Below are 17,486 nucleotides of genomic sequence, written 5' to 3'. Positions count from 1 at the left end.
ATTGTTACTCCGTCCTTGATAGCACCAGCGCGTGAGCATTACTAATCTCTTGCGCCGCCTGAACCCCGTATGCGTTGCTGGCAATTTGATAAGGGCTGCCGCTGTCTATGATATATACGCCTGCCTTTTCAATGATCTTTCTGACGTCCGCACCGCTTGTTTCTGCGGCTGCAATTACGGCGACGAGCGCCTGCTCCAATGCAACTTCACGTTCTGTAGGCATCTGTCTCTCTCCTTGATCCGGCTCCATGCCGGTCACCCGTAATACCCCAACCCAAACCAAATTGCCACCACCGGCCACCGGAGGGCGGCGCCTGCCCGAGGTAAACGCAATGCCCATCCTTCACAGCGTCATCCACAAGATCGACAAGAAGCCCGACGGCAGCCCGGCCGTTCTGTTCCTGGGCACATCCGAGCAGGTCGAAAGCCAAGACCGCGACGACTTGATGAGCCAGCTCAACGAAAGCTACAACGCCACTGCCGGCAAGGGCTGGGGGTTCTTCCACCAAGAGTCAGGCGCTCACCCATTCAGCGGCTGGCTCGGCAAGTACCTGGCCGGCGTTACCGACTTCCTGGACTTCACCACCACCGCCGTCGAGCACCTGAACAGGCTGATGGAAGAGTCGAACCTCACCACCGGTGGGCACGCCCTCTTCTGCCACTACCAACAAGGCATGACCGATTACCTGATGATCGCCCTGGTGCAGGAAACCGAAGCGGTGACAATGACCGAAGGGCTCCACCTGATGACGGTGAAGCGCCTCGACTTGGATCACATCCGCCTAGCCGCGCGCATCAATATCAGCGAGTGGCAGAACAACCCGCAGTCGAAGCAGTACATCTCATACCTCAAGGGCAAACAGGGCCGCCGGATCAACGAATACTTCCGCGACTTCATCGGCTGCCAGGAAGGGATTGACGGCCCCGGCGAAACCCGAACTTTGCTCAAGGCGTTCAGTGACTTTGTTGAAAGCGAGGATCTGCCAGACGAGTCAGCCCGCGAGAAGACGCACGCGCTGGTCAGTTACTCAATGGCCCAGGCCAAGCTGGGGGAGCCGATCACCCTCGACGAGCTGTCAGGGCTGATCGACGAAGACCGCCCAAAGAGCTTTTACGACTTCATCAAGGCCAAGGACTACGGGCTTTCCGAGACCCTGCCGCCAGATAAGAAGACCCTCAACAAATTCCGGCGATTCACCGGCCGCGCTGAAGGTATGTCGATCAGCTTCGAAGCGCACCTTCTGGGCGACAAGATCGAGTTCGACGAAGCGGGTGGCACTCTGACGCTGCGCAACCTGCCGACCCAGCTCACCGATCAAATAAAACGTGTAGTTGCCTGATTAGAGTTATCCACGCCACGAAATCGTGATTAGCGAAAACGTGGCGCCGCAATCTAATGATTAAAGTTAAGATCGAGCTTAAGAAAAACCCTGAATGATAGATACTACCTCTAAACTAACATCACATCTCAACATAAAACCCTTTAAAACCAGTCGCATTTAGTAAGTCAGGATTATTGCCCGCACTCACCACTTGCTAATCATCCTCTGACTTTCCACGCTCTTTTTTTCCAAACAAGTAACCCATGGACAAAGTTATTATTGGCGCAAACACACTCCACGTCTCTTTTAAAATAGACAGACAATTAACCCCCTTATTAAAATATATATCCACGATAAAGAGCACAACTATAACCAAAGCAGACAGCCTAACCATTCTTGTGATCAAATACCAAACAACCGAATCCTTTGCTTGGTCGCCCTTGCCGATTAAGTGAGAGAATGGATTACTATTAAAAGAAAAAAAACTGGAGCGCGGTTGCCGCGGCGCTAGAACTGGCACATCAATCTTATTGCCTAATATTATCGAATCACCATCATCCTCACTCATCGCCATTTTCAACATCCTTGTTTACGGCATTCAGCTTAACCAAAGTATACTCACAAACCCGACTTTTATTTTTATTCGTTCTCACGATGAACGCCAAACCGAGTGGAGCCCCCCCCATAGTTCCCACTCGCAGAAAATCACGAGTCCTGCCGCGGCCACCACTTGATACATAGTTCACCAAGTGAAGATTTAAGATCTTCCCTCCGCCATCTAGCTTCATACGAGAGTCGCCTTCGTCGCTCTCAAATATGAAGTTAAATGTAAGATCCTGGACACTTAGAGTCATAAGACTTTGGTCTGTCGGAATGACGACAGTACCAGAGGCTATTACTTTGTGATCACCTATAGCAATCGATTGTTTGATCAACGCAATCTCCTTAACTTCCGCTCAGCAAGCAAATAACCCTAGCAATCCTCAAGGTCCAAACCTTCGTAGTAGCTACGCTTCCAACCATGGCTACCCGATTAAGCTATCACCAACAGCCATCTTACTCGATCGTAGTGATTGAAGACTATCAGCAATTCGTTTCGAAATCGCCTATTCTCAATTTTTGTGTATTACTCAGATCGCTTGATCCGTTCGATTAAGCCAGTCCGCTTAAAAACTAGGACTCGAATGAGAGTTTTCTACTCGGGGCATCGGTTTTAAGGTGATGTCATCGTTGCGATCTCTCGCCTGTGACTGACGTGTTGAAACAAACCCTCAGTTCAATGCGTTGGCTCACAGAGGCTGAGGTGCCCAGATATGCAAACAGGGTAAAGGCAGTGCTGGTAGACACCAAGGGCGAGCCGATCATTAACCCGAAGACGAGGACGGCGAAGGTTGTCTGGAGTGAGTTGGAAGCCCTAAATATGAACACTTTAACTGAGTTTCTCTTTGCGCAGCACCGTTACCTTAGTAGTTTTTTCCCGATCTCTAAGCCTATGGGCCCGAGTAGCCGATCAATGTAGGCGTTCACATCCTTGGTCGTTCTCCCTGCAAATTTCCTCACCTCTGTGAAAACTTGTAATGCCACACTTGAATATACGGCCCTATGTTTTTCCGCTTCATCCACTCTAGACCAGCGGAGATATAGGGTAATGCATTCATGACACTGAGTTCCTAGCCAGGATACTTTTTGAAAGTCCTCCCAGATTGTTTCGCCCCACAATGCTCGGCACTCCAAGGCAATAGAGTGCACCTCTGCGTTAATGATCTCAAGGTCCCGAAGTTGGCTTTTTACCTCATCTAAAAACCTATCTGACACACCGCCCTTGCCTATCTCAAGTTGCATATTTGACATAAGGTAGTCCGTAAACTCCCATGCCCGGTACGAAGCGAACTTGTATCGTTGCAAGGTGACTGCCACCCTTCTTGCAAGCTCATGATCAGACGTTGCGACGGCCTGCTCTCGCCAAGCGTTAATGCCTGCAGTAGCAAGAAGAACCGCTATTACTGTGGCAATCGCGCCAATGATTTCGGCCAGGTCGTGAATATCGCGGACCACGAAAAAGTCTGTACTTATCGGAACCATCCCCCAGACGGTCCCAGCGGCGAACATGCAAATACAGCAAGTCCAGACTACCCAGTCCCTTTTCATAATCACTCCCTAAATTTGCCGGCGGGCATTATGCCAGACCGCATAGCCGCCGAGTGAGGACTCCCCATGCCTACAGAAAACAAATTCACTCTGAAGCAGCAGCGAGCCGAGCAGGTCAACCAGATGATCCGGATCATCGGCACCCACGGCCGGCGCTTCTTCTTCAACCAGGCCGCTGATTGCTACGCCAGCATGGAAGTGGATTAGCGCGGCAAGGTCTGGTTCATCGACGACTACAGCGCACGGCGCATCTTTACGCACAAAACAACCTGGGGCAGTCGGTGGAGCGGCTTCAGCCATGGCGGCACGTTTCGGTGGCTCGTCGAAGGGTTCCGGGATTACATCCGCACCGGGGAGCCAATGTACCCTGGTTACCTCGGTCCTGAGCGGTTCGACGACAGCAACATCTGGGGGTACGACGCGGAAGGAATGAAGGTGGTACGCGAACAGGCCGGCGCCCTACCAGTGTTTCGCCAGCCAATCGCGGAGGCTGCATGAAGCGCATCTACCTCAGCGGCCCCATGACCGGCCTACCCGACCTCAACTTCGCCGCCTTCCACGCCATTACCACCGACCTGCGCGCCGAAGGCCACACTGTCACCAACCCCGCCGAGATCAACCCAAAAGGCGGAACGTGGACCGACTGTATGCGCCGCGACATTGCTGCCCTGATGGGCTGCGACACCATGGCCACCTTGCCAGGCTGGGAGCATTCAAAGGGTGCCCGCCTGGAAGTCCTCATCGCCGAACGACTCGGCATGACGGTTGTGAATTTCCATGATCTGGTAACGATGGGCGCTATTACTCAGCCCGGTATTTAAGAGCCACTAGCGGCAATATCAATCAAATTTTTTGCAATAGCAGTGATTGACCCGGCCCCCGCAAGCCATTCGCTCAGGCGCGATTTTTTCACGATCTCCGTCTTATGCTCGAGCGTCGCGTCTCGACTTTTCAATAACTGCTCAATCACATCGCGCACCAGATCTTGTGGTGCATCGGCGGGCAGGCCAATTCGCGCGAGGGTTATCGGCTCAAAAATATCGAAAGCAATTCGATTTCTCTCCGCTCTGCTTGATTCGAAATGAATATCGACGTCAGAAGATGCTCGAATGCCGACCCCGTTATCGCTTACATCGCTATTGATGAACCGTATAGCCATTTTGACAAGCTCCAGGTTGCTGCCCAATGCAGCTACAACCTGAATACTCCGAATATCTCAACCAAGCAACAATCCTTCCCCTTCAAAGTCAGCCGCTATAGCGGCAAGGATTCGGCATCAGGGATAGGGAACAAATTCTCCCAACCACGCTCGTGCAATCGGGACCGCGTATTCGAGCAACTCAAGCGGAACATCCGGTATGAACAACGTCACCTCAAATCGAAGCATTTCATCATTTCGAAATATCTCAAACAACGGACCGTTGTTACCCCTCCAGCACTCCATCGCAAGTCCATCGTGTCCTTCGACGACGCTTGAGGCGCAACAAAATCGGTATTCAACTCCGTGTACGACCACATCGCACCTCCCTATCTGAGGAGGCAACGATACCTCTCCCCTCTATGAATTTGATAGCCGCTATAGCGGCAAGGACGACTCATGTCTCAAGTAAAGGAACGGCCGATCCTGTTCTCGGCGCCGATGGTGCGCGCCATCCTGGAAGGCCGGAAGACGGCCACCAGGCGGGCAATCAAGATTCAGCCGCATATCGACGTTAGTGGCAATTTTTGCGTAGGTAACTCCAATTACGGCCAGGACGGCTACGGCAAGCCTGTAACCAAGCACTTCGTCAACGGCTGCTGCCCCTTTGGCAAGCCCGGTGACCGGCTGTGGGTGCGCGAGACCTGGGCGGCGGACGCACAGGTTGATGCGGTAGCGCCGCGAGACCTGAGCCAAGGCGAGCCGATCCAGTACCCAGCAGATGGGGCCGTCCGGCAGACAGGATGCTCGATGATCGCGCCTGGGAAAGGCCGCCCCTCTATACACATGCCGCGCTGGGCCAGCCGCATCCTGCTGGATATCACCGACGTGCGCATCGAGCGGTTGCAGGACATCAGCGAAGAGCAGGCGCTGGCAGAGGGTGTCGTCGGCGTTGCTTTCCGGCCTGATGACGGATGGCCTATCTGCACGGGCTACATGATCGGGCCTGACGATGGCAAGACAGGCTTGCAAACAACGGCAGCGAACGCCTTTTCTGGCCTTTGGGATTCCGTCGGCGGCAACTGGAGCGGAAGCCCGTGGGTCTGGGTGGTCGAGTTCAAGCGGGTGACGCCATGATCGCCACACTCTGGTTCGCCTACGTCTTCATCTACAAGGGGCCGAGACCATGAATACCTATCGACACACCTTCGCAGCTATCTGCCCTTCCGTCGGCGAAACGATCCTCTATCGGCTGGAGTTGCGGTCGAGCGCCATGATTCGCGTCGAGCACATCAAGGCGACGACAGCGTTGATCACGAAAGGCTGGCATGAACAGATAGCCGACAGCCTGGCCGATTCCCTGGGCGGCGATCAAACCATCATTGCCACGCACCAGGGCGTTGAGATCGAAACAGTGAGGCTTAGCGGATGATCCATTACCACGGCTTGCCGATAACCCCAGAGACAGCCGCCGCTGCAGCGATCGGTGGTGGTCACGCCTTCGTGAGCTTCAGCGATCCTCGGCAACTCGCACTGGCGGCTCAAATTTGCCAGTCGTTTGCCATCGACAACGGAGCGTTTTCCGCCTGGAAGCAAGGCAAGCCGGTTACCGATTGGCAGCCGTTCTACCGCTGGGCGGCCGACGCAAAGCTGATCCCCGCCTGCGACTTCGCGGTAATACCTGACGTCATCGACGGGGACGAGAAAGCAAACGACGCGCTGATTGAGGAATGGCCGCTGCCACGATGGTTTGGTGCGCCTGTCTGGCACATGCACGAAAGCCTTGATCGGTTGGAGCGCCTGGCAAGCAGTTGGCCAAAGGTGTGCATCGGCAGTTCAGGCGACTACTCGCAGCCAGGCAGCGTCGCCTGGTGGGCGCAAATGGGAAAGGCGATGCGGATTGTTTGCGACGATGACGGCAGGCCGATGTGCAAGCTTCACGGCTTGCGCATGCTTGACCCGGCAATCTTCGGCCACCTGCCCCTCTCAAGCGCTGACAGCACGAACATCGGCAGGAACATCGGAATTGACCAAGCCTGGCGCGGAACCTACTCCCCGCCAACTAAAGAGGCTCGCGCGTTGGTAATGCGGAGCCGCATCGAGTCGCACAATTCGCCGCCCCGCTGGACCTACCAAACCCCAGAGCCGGCGCCGAAACAAGGCGCACTGCTCTAACCCCAATCCACGTACATGCCTGCCGGTGAGCGGCAGGCCCACCCTCTAACGCCCAGCGCGGCAAGGACACCCCATGAACATCATCAACACAGCGCCGCCCACTGCGGGCAGCGGGAGGTAGGCATGCAAGCAGAGATCCTGTCGGACGACGAGCTCGCCGACCTAACCGGCTACAAGCAGCGCGCTCACCAGCGCAAATGGCTGAAAGACCGAAACTGGGTATTCATCGAGAGCCGTGGCGGCCGCCCTCTGGTGGGCCGGATGTTCGCGCGCATGAAGCTTGGCATGATCAACGCCACAATCACAGATCCAAGCCCGCCGCCAGCACGCCCGGCTTGGACGCCTGATTTTTCCAGAGTGAATTGATATGCGCCCCCGTAACACAGAGAACAGGGACTTGCCGCCAGGGATGGTCAGGCGCAAACGCCCGCGCAAGAACGGAACTGTGTGGGTTGGTTATTACTATAGGGACGCGAACGGAAAAGAACTTCCGTTGGGGGGTGATCTCGACAAGGCCAGGCTCAAATGGGCAGAACTGGAAGCCAAGGCGAAGCCAGCAGATCTGAAAATCATGCAGGGGATTTTTGATAGGTACGAGCGGGACATTATCCCGAAGAAGGCGCCGCGCACGCAGAAAGATAACAGAGCTGAACTCAAACACCTGCGCAAAGGTTTTGAGGGAGCGCCAATTGACGCGATAACCCCGTCAATGGTTGCGCAATATCGCGACGCCCGCACAGCGAAAACTCGAGCCAACAGAGAGATCGCGCTGTTATCCCATGTGTTCAACATGGCTCGAGAGTGGGGTTTCACCGATCGGGAAAACCCCTGTGCAGGCGTTCGCAAAAATAAAGAGAAGGTGCGCGACTACTACGCCAATGACATGGTCTGGGCGGCAGTGTACGGGCAGGCTCCGCAGGAATTGAAAGATGCGATGGACCTGGCATATTTGACTGGCCAACGGCCGGCAGACGTTATCGCGATGAAGAAGGGAGATGTGGAGGGAGATTTCTTAACAGTCCAGCAAGGCAAGACCAGCAAGCGATTGAGGATTCAGATGCAGACTGACTCGGTAAAAAACAGCCTGGGTTTACTTATCGACGACATCACCGCCAGGAACAAACATCACATCTCGCAGCACTTTGTGCTCAGCAAAACGGGAATGCGAGTCTCACAGCAGATGTTGCGTAACAGATGGGATGATGCCCGCGAAGCGGCTGTGGCTCTGGCAGCAAGCGAAGGACGAGCTGGCGACGCGGAAAAGATCCGGCAGTTCCAGTTTAAAGACATTCGCCCGAAAGCCGCGTCCGAGATTACAGATATCGCCGATGCAAGCTTGCTACTTGGCCACTCAGAACAAGAGATCACCAAGCGTGTCTATCGACGCATCGGAGCGGTCGCCCAGCCGTCGAAATGAAATAGTTTCGGAACTCCACCCCCTAAAGTTTCGGAACTCCTGCGCTTTCACGCGGGCAATAAAAAACCCCGTAGACGTTAATCTACGGGGCTTTCAAGAGTGGAGGCCGAGGTCGGAATCGAACCGGCGTAGGCGGATTTGCAATCCGCTGCATAACCATTTTGCTACTCGGCCTCAAACGATCAATGCCCTGATTACTGACATTCACCGCATAAAAACTTGAGTGGGCTATAAAACCCTGCCTCTACTCTAACTCATTGAATACATTGAAGTTTTAAATGCTTCGTTGCGTTCGATGGGCGCCATTATGTACGTATTTGCTTTCACCTGCAACCCCTTGATTTCAAAAATATTTCGTATAGCCATCAAGGGGTTGCGGGCCTGCCCTACTCCTGGATGCGCTGCTGCTGAAAGTGCGGGTCGGCCTTGATCTGGGCTTCGGTGAAGGGCAGCGCGCGCAGTTTTTTCTCGGAGAAAGCTTGGGTCTGGTCCTTGGCGTGTTTGGACGCAGGGTTGCTGGATTCGGAGAATGCCAGCACGCCGAGTGCCTGGGGGCCTTGGTCGTCGAAGGTGACGATTTGCAGGTAGCTGGTGCCGCTGACGACTTCGCGTTTGCCGTCGGCGCGGGGCACGGTTTGCATGGCGTTGTAGATGCCCAGCTGTTGCGGGCCGCCGTGCATGGGGGTTTGGCCGCTGACCTGGATGTCGCCCCAGCGGCTGGTGCCCTTGAGTTTACTGACCTCGGCACTGGAGGCCAGCATGGCTTCGCGCAGGGCGTTGGCCACCTCTTCGCGGTCGATCGCCAGGCCACGGGGTGTGGTCAACGGCTGCGCCGCGTCGAAAGGCACGCGCCAGGCGTCGGGGATTTGCTGCAGGTGTTCGACCAGGTTGATGAAGTGCACCAGGCCAATGCCGCTGTGGAGGTTGGCGTGTTGGTCCCAGGCTTTCAGGCTGGTGCACAGAGGTTGCAGTGCGGCGGCGTCGGCGCCCAGGTGTTTGGCGCAGAACTCCAGCAGGTCGGGCATGACCTGGCCGGCGAGGTACACCTCGTTGTCCATCACCATGTTTTGCAGGTCGGCCACGCTGATCGGTTGCTTCTCCAGGGATTGCAGGCGTTGCACGGCAAAACGTGCGCGGGGGCCGAGGCCGATGTGGTCCTGGCTGATCACCGGGGAGAAGCCGGTGAGTGGCGCCTTGGGGTTGGCCAGCCACGCCGAGTCATTGGAGTGTTGCACGTAGTCGGTGCGCTGCAGTTGCGGCAGTTGGTCGGCAGCGAAGATGCCGGGCTGCGCCGCACGCGGGTCAACCTCCCAGGCGCAGGCGCTGTGGGCGCCGTCGAGCATGATCATTTGCAGGCCGGCGCGTGGGTCGCTGCATTGCGCCAGTTTGGCCGCGCTGACGTTGGGCACCACCGACAGGTTCATGTAAAGGCTCTGGCCCTGGTCATCGGCGGCCACGGTGTTGACCCACGGAATGCCTTGCAGGGTGTGCACCGAGGTTTGCAGTTCTTTAAGGCTGGTGGCGCGGTTCATCGCGTACCACTGTTGCAACACGCGGTCGTTACCCAGGTTGGCGTCGCGCAGGCTGAAAGCGTAGTGGCTGTCCCAGTCGAGTTTGCCGGGCCATTGCACCACCGGGCCGAATTGCGAACTGTAGACCGTATGAGTGACCTCTTTGAGGCTGCCATCGGGTTGTTTGACTTGGACCTTCACCGCACGATGCTCCATAGCGATGGATTTCCCATCCAGCAGATAACGCGTGGAATCCTTGGGATCGAGGGTCAGCCGATACAGGGTGAAATGCTTGGACGTGTCCACCGTGTGGGTCCACGCCACGTGCTGGTTGAAGCCGATATTGATCACCGGCAAACCCGGCAGTGCTGCGCCCATCACGTCCAGTTGGCCGGGGATGGTCAGGTGCATCTCATAAAAACGCATGCCACCGACCCAGGGGAAATGCGGATTGGCCAGCAGCATGCCACGGCCATTAAACGAACGATCACGGCCCACGGCCACGGCGTTGCTGCCACGGTCGAGGCTGAAGCGTTGCTGATTGGCTGCTGCCAGCTCAAAGGCCTTCACGTCCGGCGGTACAGCGGCAGTGGCGTTAGGCGGCGTGGCGCCGACCAGGGCTTCGGCGAACTGGCCGACACCGCCTTCCACCAGCAGCCTGCGCGTCAGCTTGACCAGGTCTTCCGCTACCAGTGGGCGCACCCACGTGGCGTGGCACTGGGTCGGCGCGCCCTGCTCTTTCAGATAACGGTTGTAGCCGGCGACATAGCCTTCGATGCGCTGCTGCATCTGCGGGGTTTGCGCCTTCCAGAATGCAGCTACCGCCTGGGGCGTGTTCAGCCACTTGAAAAACACATCACTGGCCAGGTTGTTGCGCTCTTCGAGAGTCGCCTGGTCCGGGCCGAAAAACCGCGCGCGCTCGCCGTTCACCGTGACCACTTCATTGGCCAGCAGGCACAGGTTGTCTTGCGCATAGGCGTAACCAATACCGTAGCCCAGGCCGCGCTCATCATTGGCGCGGATGTGCGGCACGCCGAAGCTGGTGCGACGAATATCTGCAGCAGCCTGTGTCACCTGTTCACGCGCTGAAGCGCTCAGGCTCAGCCCCAGCAACAGCCCTGCCACGCACGCCTTGGACAACCGGTTGGAAATAATCACGCAAGCTCCACAGTCAAATTGAACACCCTTACAAGGGGCAACGACCCCACCGTAAGAACGCAGGCAACCGGGAATAATTTAGCCACAGCGGGTGTTTTTCAAAGGCGGTTGAAGTGTGACAAAGCGGATACCGACAAAATTTCTACATCCGGGACTTCATGATTTCGCTCGCTCGTTCGTCTTATTCAAATAAGAGCGCCATCATTTTCCTGATCAGGCTCTGATAAGGAGTTTTTTGCATGTACAACCCGCAACCGCCCACGGATGGACATTCACCGGCTGCCGATGCCAATTACGGCGGCGGCGCACAAGCGTTCGGCAAGGCGCCGGAGCACGGCAACCAGCGTATCCGCCATTTGCTCAAGTGCTTCGGTTTGCGCACCAGCCTGATCCGGCTGAAGGTCATTGACGCCCTGCTCACCGCCGCCGACAACCAGCGCACACTGGGCGTGCGCGGCGTGCACAGCCATTTGCTGGAGCTGGGCATCCCGCTGTCGTTTCTCAGCGTGCGTGAGGTGCTCAAGCGCCTGTGCAGCGAGGGCGTGATCACCCTCAATGCCGATAAAAGCTACAGCCTCCATGCAGAGGCTGCCAAAGTGCTGGACGGTCGCGCCTGACGCTTTTGCCTGGCGCTCCAGCAGGCATCAGAAGTGAGGTTTGACCTTGCGCCGCATGATGCCGTTGATCACCACCACCACTACGGCAATCGCAATCGCGAGGTACTGGAACGTTTTTTCGCTGATCACGCCGGTGTTCTGCAGGTAAGACAGGCCAAACATCGACGCCAGTACTGCCAGGGCGATCAGAATCGAATATTTCAAACGTTGCTTTTGGGTCATGACGGGTTCCTGAACCTTAAGAATGTATCCACTTTGTACCGCCGCGCATGCCAAGCACATACCCGGTTACGGGGATGGCACGGGTTCGGCAGGGTCATATGTTACAGGCGCTGAGAAATTTTGGCTTGTTCCGCGCCTGATTGAACCTGTCGGTACTTTAGAGGATTTGAAAATGCTCCGTCGAATCACATTGCTGATTCCATTGCTGATCATGCTGACCATGAGCGGCTGCTTCTTTTTCCCACGCGGCGGCGGTGGCGGCTGGCACGACCACCGCTACGATGGCGGCCCTGGCTACGAACGTCGCTGACACCGGGCGCCTCTCGCTTTCCAGGATGGAGAACGAGAGGCGCGCCATTCAACCCGCATGCACCCAGCGCTGATGCAACCACCGCGCAAACGCATCCAGCGCAAACCCCAGCAGCCCGATCACCACCACCATCGCCATCAACTCCGAATACGCCAGCCGATCGCGGGTGTCGAGGATGTAATAGCCGAGCCCCGCGCTGACCCCAAGCATCTCGCACGGCACCAGCACGATCCACAAAATGCCGATGGCCAGGCGCACGCCGGTCAGCACATGCCCGACGACGCCGGGAATGATCACCCGTCGCAGGGTTTCCCAGCGCGTGGCGCTCAGGCTTTTACTCAGCTGCAACCAGCGCGGGTCCAACTGGCGTACGCCGGCGGCGGTGTTGAGCATGATCGGCCACACCGCGGCAAACGCCAGCAGGAAGTAGATGGGCTGGTCGCCCACGCCCATCAGCATCACCACAATGGGCATCCAGGACAGTGGCGATATCATCCGCAGAAACTGGAACGCCGGTGTGGTGGCCGCCTCCAGGTTGCGCGAACTGCCCACCAGCAGCCCCAACGGCACACCGACCAACAGCGCCAGAAACAGCCCAACGAATATGCGCTTCAGGCTCACCGCGATGTGCAGGTACAGCTCGCTGCGCCCCAGCAATTCCCACAAGCTGCTCGCGGTTGCCGCCAGCGAAAAGCGCGCCGATAAACCCTCGGCGTCGCCAAACACCTTCACGCCCAACCACCACAGCAGCAACAACCCCGCCAAGCCACTCACCCCCAGCCACCAGCCAGGGATTCTGCCGTTGTTCAAACGCCGATCTCCTCGTGCCGTTCATAACCGTCGGGCAAACCGAAGGTCTTCATGCCGCCCACGGATTCGATGGCATTGCGCACAAAGCGGTCGTCCACCAGGTCCTTGGCCACGAAGGCAGGGTCGAGGTCGGCGAGGAATTTTTTGTCGCCTTCGATCAAAGTGTCCTTCAGGCGCCGCACCAACTCCTCGGTGTAGCTGGGGAATGGGTACGGTTGGAAGTCGATGCGATGCTCGTCCCAATTGGCGTGCTGGATCGCGCCGTCGGCCAGGTACGCGGCACGGTCGGCGGCGGCCGGGGCCAACACCTTGCTCAACACCGGCTCGGCGTGCGGGGTGTAGCGGTTAGAGCCGTCTTTGGACAAGAGCTTGACCGCCTCTTCGCGGTTATCACGGGTCCACACCTGCGCCTTGACGATGGCGTTGACCACCTTCTGCGACCACTCCGGGCGGTTGGTCAAGTCATGCTCATGCATGAACACCACGCAGCACGCGTGGTTGCGCCACACATCGCCGGTAAAGCGCTGCACGCGGCCGACCTTGAGGTTCTCTGCCAGGGCGTTGAACGGCTCGGCGACGATATAGCCATCGATGCGTTTGCTGGCCAGGGCCGGCGGCATATCCGACGGCGGCAACACGATCAGGTTGACCTCATTGGCCGCAATCGCAGCACCGGCGGCACGCGCCACGGGCGTAAGGCCGTTGTCGCGGAACAGTTGCTGCACCACCACGTTGTGGATCGAGTACCAGAACGGAATCGCCACCGACTTGCCGCCCAGTTGCTTCACCTCGGTAATGCCCGGCGAAACCGTCAGGCCCGAACCGCCGACATGGTTCCAGGCCACGACCTTGGCCGGCACCTTACTGCCGTAGCGCGCCCAAACCGTCATTGGCGACAGCAGGTGAATCACGTTGACCTGCCCGGAGATAAACGCCTCGATGACTTGCGCCCAACTGCGCAACAGCACCGGGCGCTCGGCCTTGATGCCTTCGGCCTCGAACAAGCCGTTGTTATGCGCGACCAGCAAGGGCGTGGCGTCGGTGATCGGCAAATAGCCGATGCGCACCGGTGCGTCCGGCTCACTGGCGGCGCGGGCCTGCAGGCTGCTGAGCAACGGCAAGGCACCGGCGGCACTGAGCACCGCCGAGAGTTTGAGAAAGTCACGGCGCGAGTGCGTGAGGTCATCCAGACACATGTGAAAACTCCTGTTGGTCAAGGGGGTTGGGTTGAGGGCGGCTCGCCTGCCGTAAGGTTTTCAGAATCTCGATACGCAACGCGCCGATGGCTTCAACCTGCTCGTCGCGGGGTTGCGGCAACTCGATGCGCCATTCGCCCAAGGTCCGCGCCGGGCGGTTGCCCAGTAGCAGGATGCGGTCGGACAGCAGCAGCGCTTCGTCAATGTCGTGGGTGATCAACACCGCCGCCGACCCTTGCTCACGGTTGACCTTGAGCAGCAGGTGCTGCATGTCGGCGCGGGTGACTTCATCCAGCGCGCCGAACGGCTCGTCCAGCAGCAACACCTGCGGCTGGCGGGCCAGGCAACGGGCCAACGCGGTGCGCTGGGCCATGCCGCCGGACAACTGCGCTGGAAACTGCTGACGCGCATGTTCCAGGCCGACCGCCGCAATGGCGTGGTCGACGCGCTGGCGGCGCTCCTCAGGGCTCAAGTGCGGCTGACGGGCGAAATCCAGGCCGAAGGCGACGTTCTTTTCCAGGTTCAGCCAGGGCAACAGGCTGGGGTCTTGAAACGCCACTGCCACCCGTGGATGCGGCCCGGCCAGTGGCTCGCCCAGCACCTGTACGCTACCGCCCTGGGGCGCCTGCAAACCGGCAAGCACCCGCAGCAAACTGGATTTACCCACGCCGCTGGGGCCGAGGATCGACACCACTTCACCCGCCTGCAATTGCAAGTCAAAGCCTTGCAACACCGGCCCGCTGGCATAGCCCAGGCAAATGCCCTGGGCGTTCAATACCGCCTGACTCATAGGTTGGCCTGACGGTGCAGCTCGGTGCGCAGTTGCACCAGGCTGGGCGTCACGATCGGCACAAAGGCCGACTCGCGCCAGCGCCGCGCAAAGCCGCTGCCATGGGCGGTAAGGTAGGCCTTGCCGCCGCTGGCTTGCAGTTCCAGCTGCACCGCGCCGGCGGCGGTTTCGGCAAGGGCGATACGCAGTTTGAACAAAGGCACCGGCTCGGCGGCGAAACGCCCGGCGAGCAGGCCGCTTTTCAGTTCTGTGACCAGATGATCCAGGGTTACCCGCAGGGCTTCGAGCTCGTCACGCAGCACCGTGCGTGAGGCGCCGAGGTGGTTGGCGACTTCCGCCAGGGAGCGTCGCGCCAGACCGATGGACATGCCGCACTGCAAGCCCAGGAACGCCGGGCGCACCGCCGGCAGAAACTTGCGCGCATCTTCATGCAGCAACCAGTCGCGGCTCAGCTCCACGCCTTCCAGGCCCAGGGCCGCCGTGTTGCTCGATTGCAGGCCCATCAGCTCCAGGTCACGCGAACGCTGCAGGCCTGCGACCGAATCCGGAATCGCCAGGATAAACGGCGCGCCGCCGCCGGCATGCTCGATCGCCGCCGCCGCAACAAAACCGTTCTTGCGCAGGTTGGTCACCCAGTGCAGGCGACCGTTGAGGGTCCAGCCATCATCGGTCGGCTGCGCGCTGATTTGCAGGGTTTCGATGCCGGACAAAAACTTCATCGCGTTCGACAGCCCGGTGGCCCCGGCCAGCTTGCCGCTGAGCAAGTCCGGCAGCAGTTGCTCGCGCAACCGCTCATTGGGGCTCTGCAACAAATACTCGATAAAAGACCGCTGGCCCCAGCACACAAACGCCGCCGCCAGGGAATGGCTGGCCACGTTGGCGATGGCTTCTACCGCGCCGGTCACATCACCGCCCAGCCCGCCCAGCGCCTTGGGCACGCCGATGCTTAATACATTTGACTCTGCCAGCCGTGGCAGCACTTCCTGTGGATCGCAACTGCCCACATCCAGGGCCTGCGCTTGAACATCGAGCCAACGGCTCAAGATTGGGTCAAGCATTCAATTCTCCTTTTTACAGCAGGTGGACCATCGCCGATTCAGCTTGCCGGTTTTTCCCAACGGTATTGCGCCAGTTCCGGGTTCAGCGGGGTACGGGCAAACACGTTAGCGAAGTTGCACAGGGTTGCCAGGCTGACGCCCAAAATAACTTCCAGCGCCTGGCCATCGGTATAGCCGGCGGCGCGGAACGCTTCAAAACCCGCGTCGCTGACATCGCCACGGGTGGCGATCACTTCGCGGGTGAAAGCGGCAAGTGTCTCATAACGGGCGTTGGGCAATTCACCGCGCTGGCGCAAGGCGTCAATCACGTCTTCGGGCAGCTTGGCTTTATTGCGCGCCACGGCGGTGTGGCCGGCCACACAGAAATCGCAGCCGTGGGTGGTGGCGGCAATCAACTGCACCACTTCGCGGTCGGCCAGGCTCAGCTCCGACTTGGCGTTGAGCCCGGACACGGTGATGTAGGTTTCCAGCGCCGCCGGTGCATTGGCCAACACGCCGAGCAGATTAGGGATGAAACCCGAGCCTTTGAGGGCGTTTTCCAGGAAGGGCTTGGCCGCTTCCGGGGCGGTTTCGGGGGTGAGCAACGGTACACGGGACATGGAGTGGTCTCCTGATGGGTTCATCACCTAAGTCTGTTGGTTATAAAAAAACGCCTCAATAGGCTAAAGTAGCGATTACTTGCTCTAGAGTCTTTCCGTTAGATGAATTCGTCCAGTGCACTCGTTGATTGGTTATTAGACAGCCTCGAACTCAACACCAGCCTGTTCCATGTCGGCCGCTATTGCGGCGCGTGGCACGCCAGCACCCATGGGCTGGCCAGCGCGAGTTTCCATCTGATTGTGCAGGGCCAATGCTGGTTGCATATTGACGGCGAACCCCTTCCCCTACACTTGAATAATGGTGATGCGGTATTTCTGCTGCGTGACCTTGAGTATCGGCTGTCCGGCGAGGCTACGGCGGCGGCCGCGCAGGAATGCCCACGCCGACCGATGCTGGCACTGGACAGCAACGCCGACGATGGCGTGGGCCTGGTCTGCGGCTTTTTTCACTTCCATTCCGGTTTGTCGGCAATGATCGTCGACGGCTTGCCCGCCTGGATCATCCTGCGCGCCGGCGACCCATCGCTGACCGCTGCGCGCAATCTGTTCGAATTGATCCTGCAAGAGTGCGAGCGCGTCCCGGCGCCCTCCTCGGCACTGCTTGAACGTCTGTGCCATTTGTTGTTTCTGTATGTGTTGCGTCAGCAGGTCATCGATAACCCCGAACTGGGCGGCTTGGCAGCGCTGGGCCGGCAACCGGCGTTCACCGAACTGTTGGAGCAATTGATCGCCCGCCCGGCAGACCCATGGACCCTGGAAAGCATGGCCGCCTGCACCGGCTTGTCGCGCTCGGCCTTCTTCAAACGCTTCAGCGAGCTGTGCGGGCAATCGCCGGGGCACGTGCTGTTGATGATGCGCATGCGCCATGCGTGCCGTCTGTTCAAAGAAAACATGACCGTGGCGGATGTGTCGCTGGCCGTGGGTTATCAGTCGGTGGCGGCGTTTACCCGGGCGTTTCACAAGACCACCGGCCAGCAGCCTGGGGCTTATCGCAAAGGTCAATTGCAGAATTAAG

At 58.3% G+C, this 17,486-nt stretch carries 23 protein-coding genes and 1 tRNA gene; 11 read left to right on the top strand and 13 right to left on the bottom strand.

The window, feature by feature from the left end; translation table 11 throughout:
• Positions 1 to 4: 4 nt before the first annotated feature.
• A complete protein-coding gene (locus QF043_RS12330; RefSeq protein WP_307418687.1) occupies positions 5 to 223 on the bottom strand; it encodes a hypothetical protein in 219 nt (72 codons plus the stop codon).
• 109 nt (positions 224 to 332) lie between these two features.
• Between QF043_RS12330 and yejK the strand changes: the two genes are divergently transcribed.
• Complete coding sequence (gene yejK / locus QF043_RS12325) at positions 333 to 1,340, top strand: nucleoid-associated protein YejK (protein WP_307418686.1); 1,008 nt, start codon at positions 333 to 335, stop codon at positions 1,338 to 1,340.
• 196 nt (positions 1,341 to 1,536) lie between these two features.
• On the opposite strand, the gene QF043_RS12320 is transcribed toward yejK, so the two are convergent.
• The 3 genes from QF043_RS12320 to QF043_RS12310 form a co-directional block, all read right to left on the bottom strand.
• Positions 1,537 to 1,896 carry a hypothetical protein gene (locus QF043_RS12320; RefSeq protein ID WP_307418685.1) on the bottom strand — a complete coding sequence of 120 codons (360 nt, stop codon included), beginning with the start codon at positions 1,894 to 1,896 and terminating at the stop codon, positions 1,537 to 1,539.
• Entirely contained in the window at positions 1,883 to 2,257 is a 375-nt protein-coding gene (locus tag QF043_RS12315) for a DUF6864 domain-containing function (protein WP_166405635.1), read from the bottom strand. The genes QF043_RS12320 and QF043_RS12315 overlap by 14 nt, the downstream gene beginning before the upstream one ends.
• Positions 2,258 to 2,780: 523 nt before the next feature.
• Complete coding sequence (locus tag QF043_RS12310) at positions 2,781 to 3,470, bottom strand: hypothetical protein (RefSeq protein ID WP_307418684.1); 690 nt, start codon at positions 3,468 to 3,470, stop codon at positions 2,781 to 2,783.
• Positions 3,471 to 3,536: 66 nt separating this feature from the next.
• Here QF043_RS12310 and QF043_RS12305 point away from each other — a divergent pair, with 66 nt between their 5' ends.
• The gene (locus QF043_RS12305; RefSeq protein ID WP_307418683.1) at positions 3,537 to 3,677 is read left to right on the top strand and encodes a hypothetical protein; all 141 of its coding nucleotides are present in this window, start codon (positions 3,537 to 3,539) and stop codon (positions 3,675 to 3,677) included.
• A gap of 287 nt (positions 3,678 to 3,964) precedes the next feature.
• A complete protein-coding gene (locus tag QF043_RS12300; protein ID WP_307418682.1) occupies positions 3,965 to 4,291 on the top strand; it encodes a DUF4406 domain-containing protein in 327 nt (108 codons plus the stop codon).
• On the opposite strand, the gene QF043_RS12295 is transcribed toward QF043_RS12300, so the two are convergent.
• Positions 4,288 to 4,629: a hypothetical protein gene (locus QF043_RS12295; RefSeq protein WP_307418681.1), complete on the bottom strand. Its 342-nt coding sequence runs from the start codon at positions 4,627 to 4,629 to the stop codon at positions 4,288 to 4,290. The genes QF043_RS12300 and QF043_RS12295 overlap by 4 nt on opposite strands.
• Positions 4,630 to 5,067: 438 nt before the next feature.
• On the opposite strand from QF043_RS12295, the gene QF043_RS12290 reads away from it, so the two are divergent.
• The 5 genes from QF043_RS12290 (at position 5,068) to QF043_RS12270 (ending at position 8,200) form a co-directional block, all read left to right on the top strand.
• Complete coding sequence (locus QF043_RS12290; protein ID WP_307418680.1) at positions 5,068 to 5,745, top strand: hypothetical protein; 678 nt, start codon at positions 5,068 to 5,070, stop codon at positions 5,743 to 5,745.
• Between the two features lie 49 nt (positions 5,746 to 5,794).
• Positions 5,795 to 6,040: a hypothetical protein gene (locus QF043_RS12285; RefSeq protein ID WP_307418679.1), complete on the top strand. Its 246-nt coding sequence runs from the start codon at positions 5,795 to 5,797 to the stop codon at positions 6,038 to 6,040.
• Positions 6,037 to 6,783 (top strand): hypothetical protein, encoded by a 747-nt coding sequence (locus QF043_RS12280; protein ID WP_307418678.1) that lies wholly within the window; start codon positions 6,037 to 6,039, stop codon positions 6,781 to 6,783. The genes QF043_RS12285 and QF043_RS12280 overlap by 4 nt, the downstream gene beginning before the upstream one ends.
• 123 nt (positions 6,784 to 6,906) lie before the next feature.
• The gene (locus QF043_RS12275) at positions 6,907 to 7,149 is read left to right on the top strand and encodes a DUF4224 domain-containing protein (protein ID WP_307418677.1); all 243 of its coding nucleotides are present in this window, start codon (positions 6,907 to 6,909) and stop codon (positions 7,147 to 7,149) included.
• A 1-nt stretch (position 7,150) separates the two neighbouring features.
• Positions 7,151 to 8,200: a tyrosine-type recombinase/integrase gene (locus tag QF043_RS12270; RefSeq protein WP_307418676.1), complete on the top strand. Its 1,050-nt coding sequence runs from the start codon at positions 7,151 to 7,153 to the stop codon at positions 8,198 to 8,200.
• Positions 8,201 to 8,300: 100 nt separating this feature from the next.
• Here QF043_RS12270 and QF043_RS12265 read toward each other — a convergent pair.
• Both QF043_RS12265 and QF043_RS12260 read right to left on the bottom strand, forming a co-directional pair.
• Positions 8,301 to 8,374: transfer RNA gene (locus QF043_RS12265), tRNA-Cys, on the bottom strand.
• A gap of 212 nt (positions 8,375 to 8,586) precedes the next feature.
• On the bottom strand, positions 8,587 to 10,869 hold the full coding sequence (locus tag QF043_RS12260) for an acylase (protein WP_307418675.1): 2,283 nt from the start codon (positions 10,867 to 10,869) through the stop codon (positions 8,587 to 8,589).
• 239 nt (positions 10,870 to 11,108) lie between these two features.
• Between QF043_RS12260 and QF043_RS12255 the strand changes: the two genes are divergently transcribed.
• A complete protein-coding gene (locus tag QF043_RS12255) occupies positions 11,109 to 11,486 on the top strand; it encodes a hypothetical protein (RefSeq protein ID WP_056860132.1) in 378 nt (125 codons plus the stop codon).
• 27 nt (positions 11,487 to 11,513) lie between these two features.
• On the opposite strand, the gene QF043_RS12250 is transcribed toward QF043_RS12255, so the two are convergent.
• Positions 11,514 to 11,708: a hypothetical protein gene (locus QF043_RS12250; protein ID WP_065931559.1), complete on the bottom strand. Its 195-nt coding sequence runs from the start codon at positions 11,706 to 11,708 to the stop codon at positions 11,514 to 11,516.
• 172 nt (positions 11,709 to 11,880) lie between these two features.
• Between QF043_RS12250 and QF043_RS12245 the strand changes: the two genes are divergently transcribed.
• The gene (locus QF043_RS12245; RefSeq protein WP_162843025.1) at positions 11,881 to 12,018 is read left to right on the top strand and encodes a hypothetical protein; all 138 of its coding nucleotides are present in this window, start codon (positions 11,881 to 11,883) and stop codon (positions 12,016 to 12,018) included.
• 48 nt (positions 12,019 to 12,066) lie between these two features.
• Here the strand turns inward: QF043_RS12245 and QF043_RS12240 are convergent, their stop codons facing one another.
• From QF043_RS12240 to QF043_RS12220, 5 genes are read right to left on the bottom strand one after another with little or no spacing between them, the layout of a single operon-like run.
• Complete coding sequence (locus QF043_RS12240) at positions 12,067 to 12,828, bottom strand: ABC transporter permease (RefSeq protein WP_307418673.1); 762 nt, start codon at positions 12,826 to 12,828, stop codon at positions 12,067 to 12,069.
• Positions 12,825 to 14,024, bottom strand: coding sequence for an ABC transporter substrate-binding protein (locus tag QF043_RS12235; protein WP_307418672.1), 1,200 nt, complete (start codon positions 14,022 to 14,024; stop codon positions 12,825 to 12,827). The genes QF043_RS12240 and QF043_RS12235 overlap by 4 nt, the downstream gene beginning before the upstream one ends.
• Positions 14,011 to 14,814, bottom strand: coding sequence for an ABC transporter ATP-binding protein (locus QF043_RS12230; protein ID WP_307418670.1), 804 nt, complete (start codon positions 14,812 to 14,814; stop codon positions 14,011 to 14,013). Before QF043_RS12230 ends, QF043_RS12235 begins: the two co-directional genes overlap by 14 nt.
• Complete coding sequence (locus QF043_RS12225) at positions 14,811 to 15,872, bottom strand: acyl-CoA dehydrogenase family protein (protein ID WP_307418669.1); 1,062 nt, start codon at positions 15,870 to 15,872, stop codon at positions 14,811 to 14,813. The genes QF043_RS12230 and QF043_RS12225 overlap by 4 nt, the downstream gene beginning before the upstream one ends.
• Before the next feature lie 38 nt (positions 15,873 to 15,910).
• Positions 15,911 to 16,471, bottom strand: coding sequence for a carboxymuconolactone decarboxylase family protein (locus QF043_RS12220; RefSeq protein ID WP_307418668.1), 561 nt, complete (start codon positions 16,469 to 16,471; stop codon positions 15,911 to 15,913).
• 102 nt (positions 16,472 to 16,573) lie between these two features.
• On the opposite strand from QF043_RS12220, the gene QF043_RS12215 reads away from it, so the two are divergent.
• Positions 16,574 to 17,485, top strand: coding sequence for an AraC family transcriptional regulator (locus QF043_RS12215; RefSeq protein ID WP_307418667.1), 912 nt, complete (start codon positions 16,574 to 16,576; stop codon positions 17,483 to 17,485).
• The last annotated feature ends 1 nt before the right edge of the window (position 17,486 follow it).

It is taken from the genome of Pseudomonas sp. W3I7, from assembly GCF_030816095.1.
GTDB lineage: Bacteria > Pseudomonadota > Gammaproteobacteria > Pseudomonadales > Pseudomonadaceae > Aquipseudomonas > Aquipseudomonas salomonii.
Note: the sequence above shows the minus strand (reverse complement) of the source record. Positions and strands in the feature narration are given on the sequence as shown.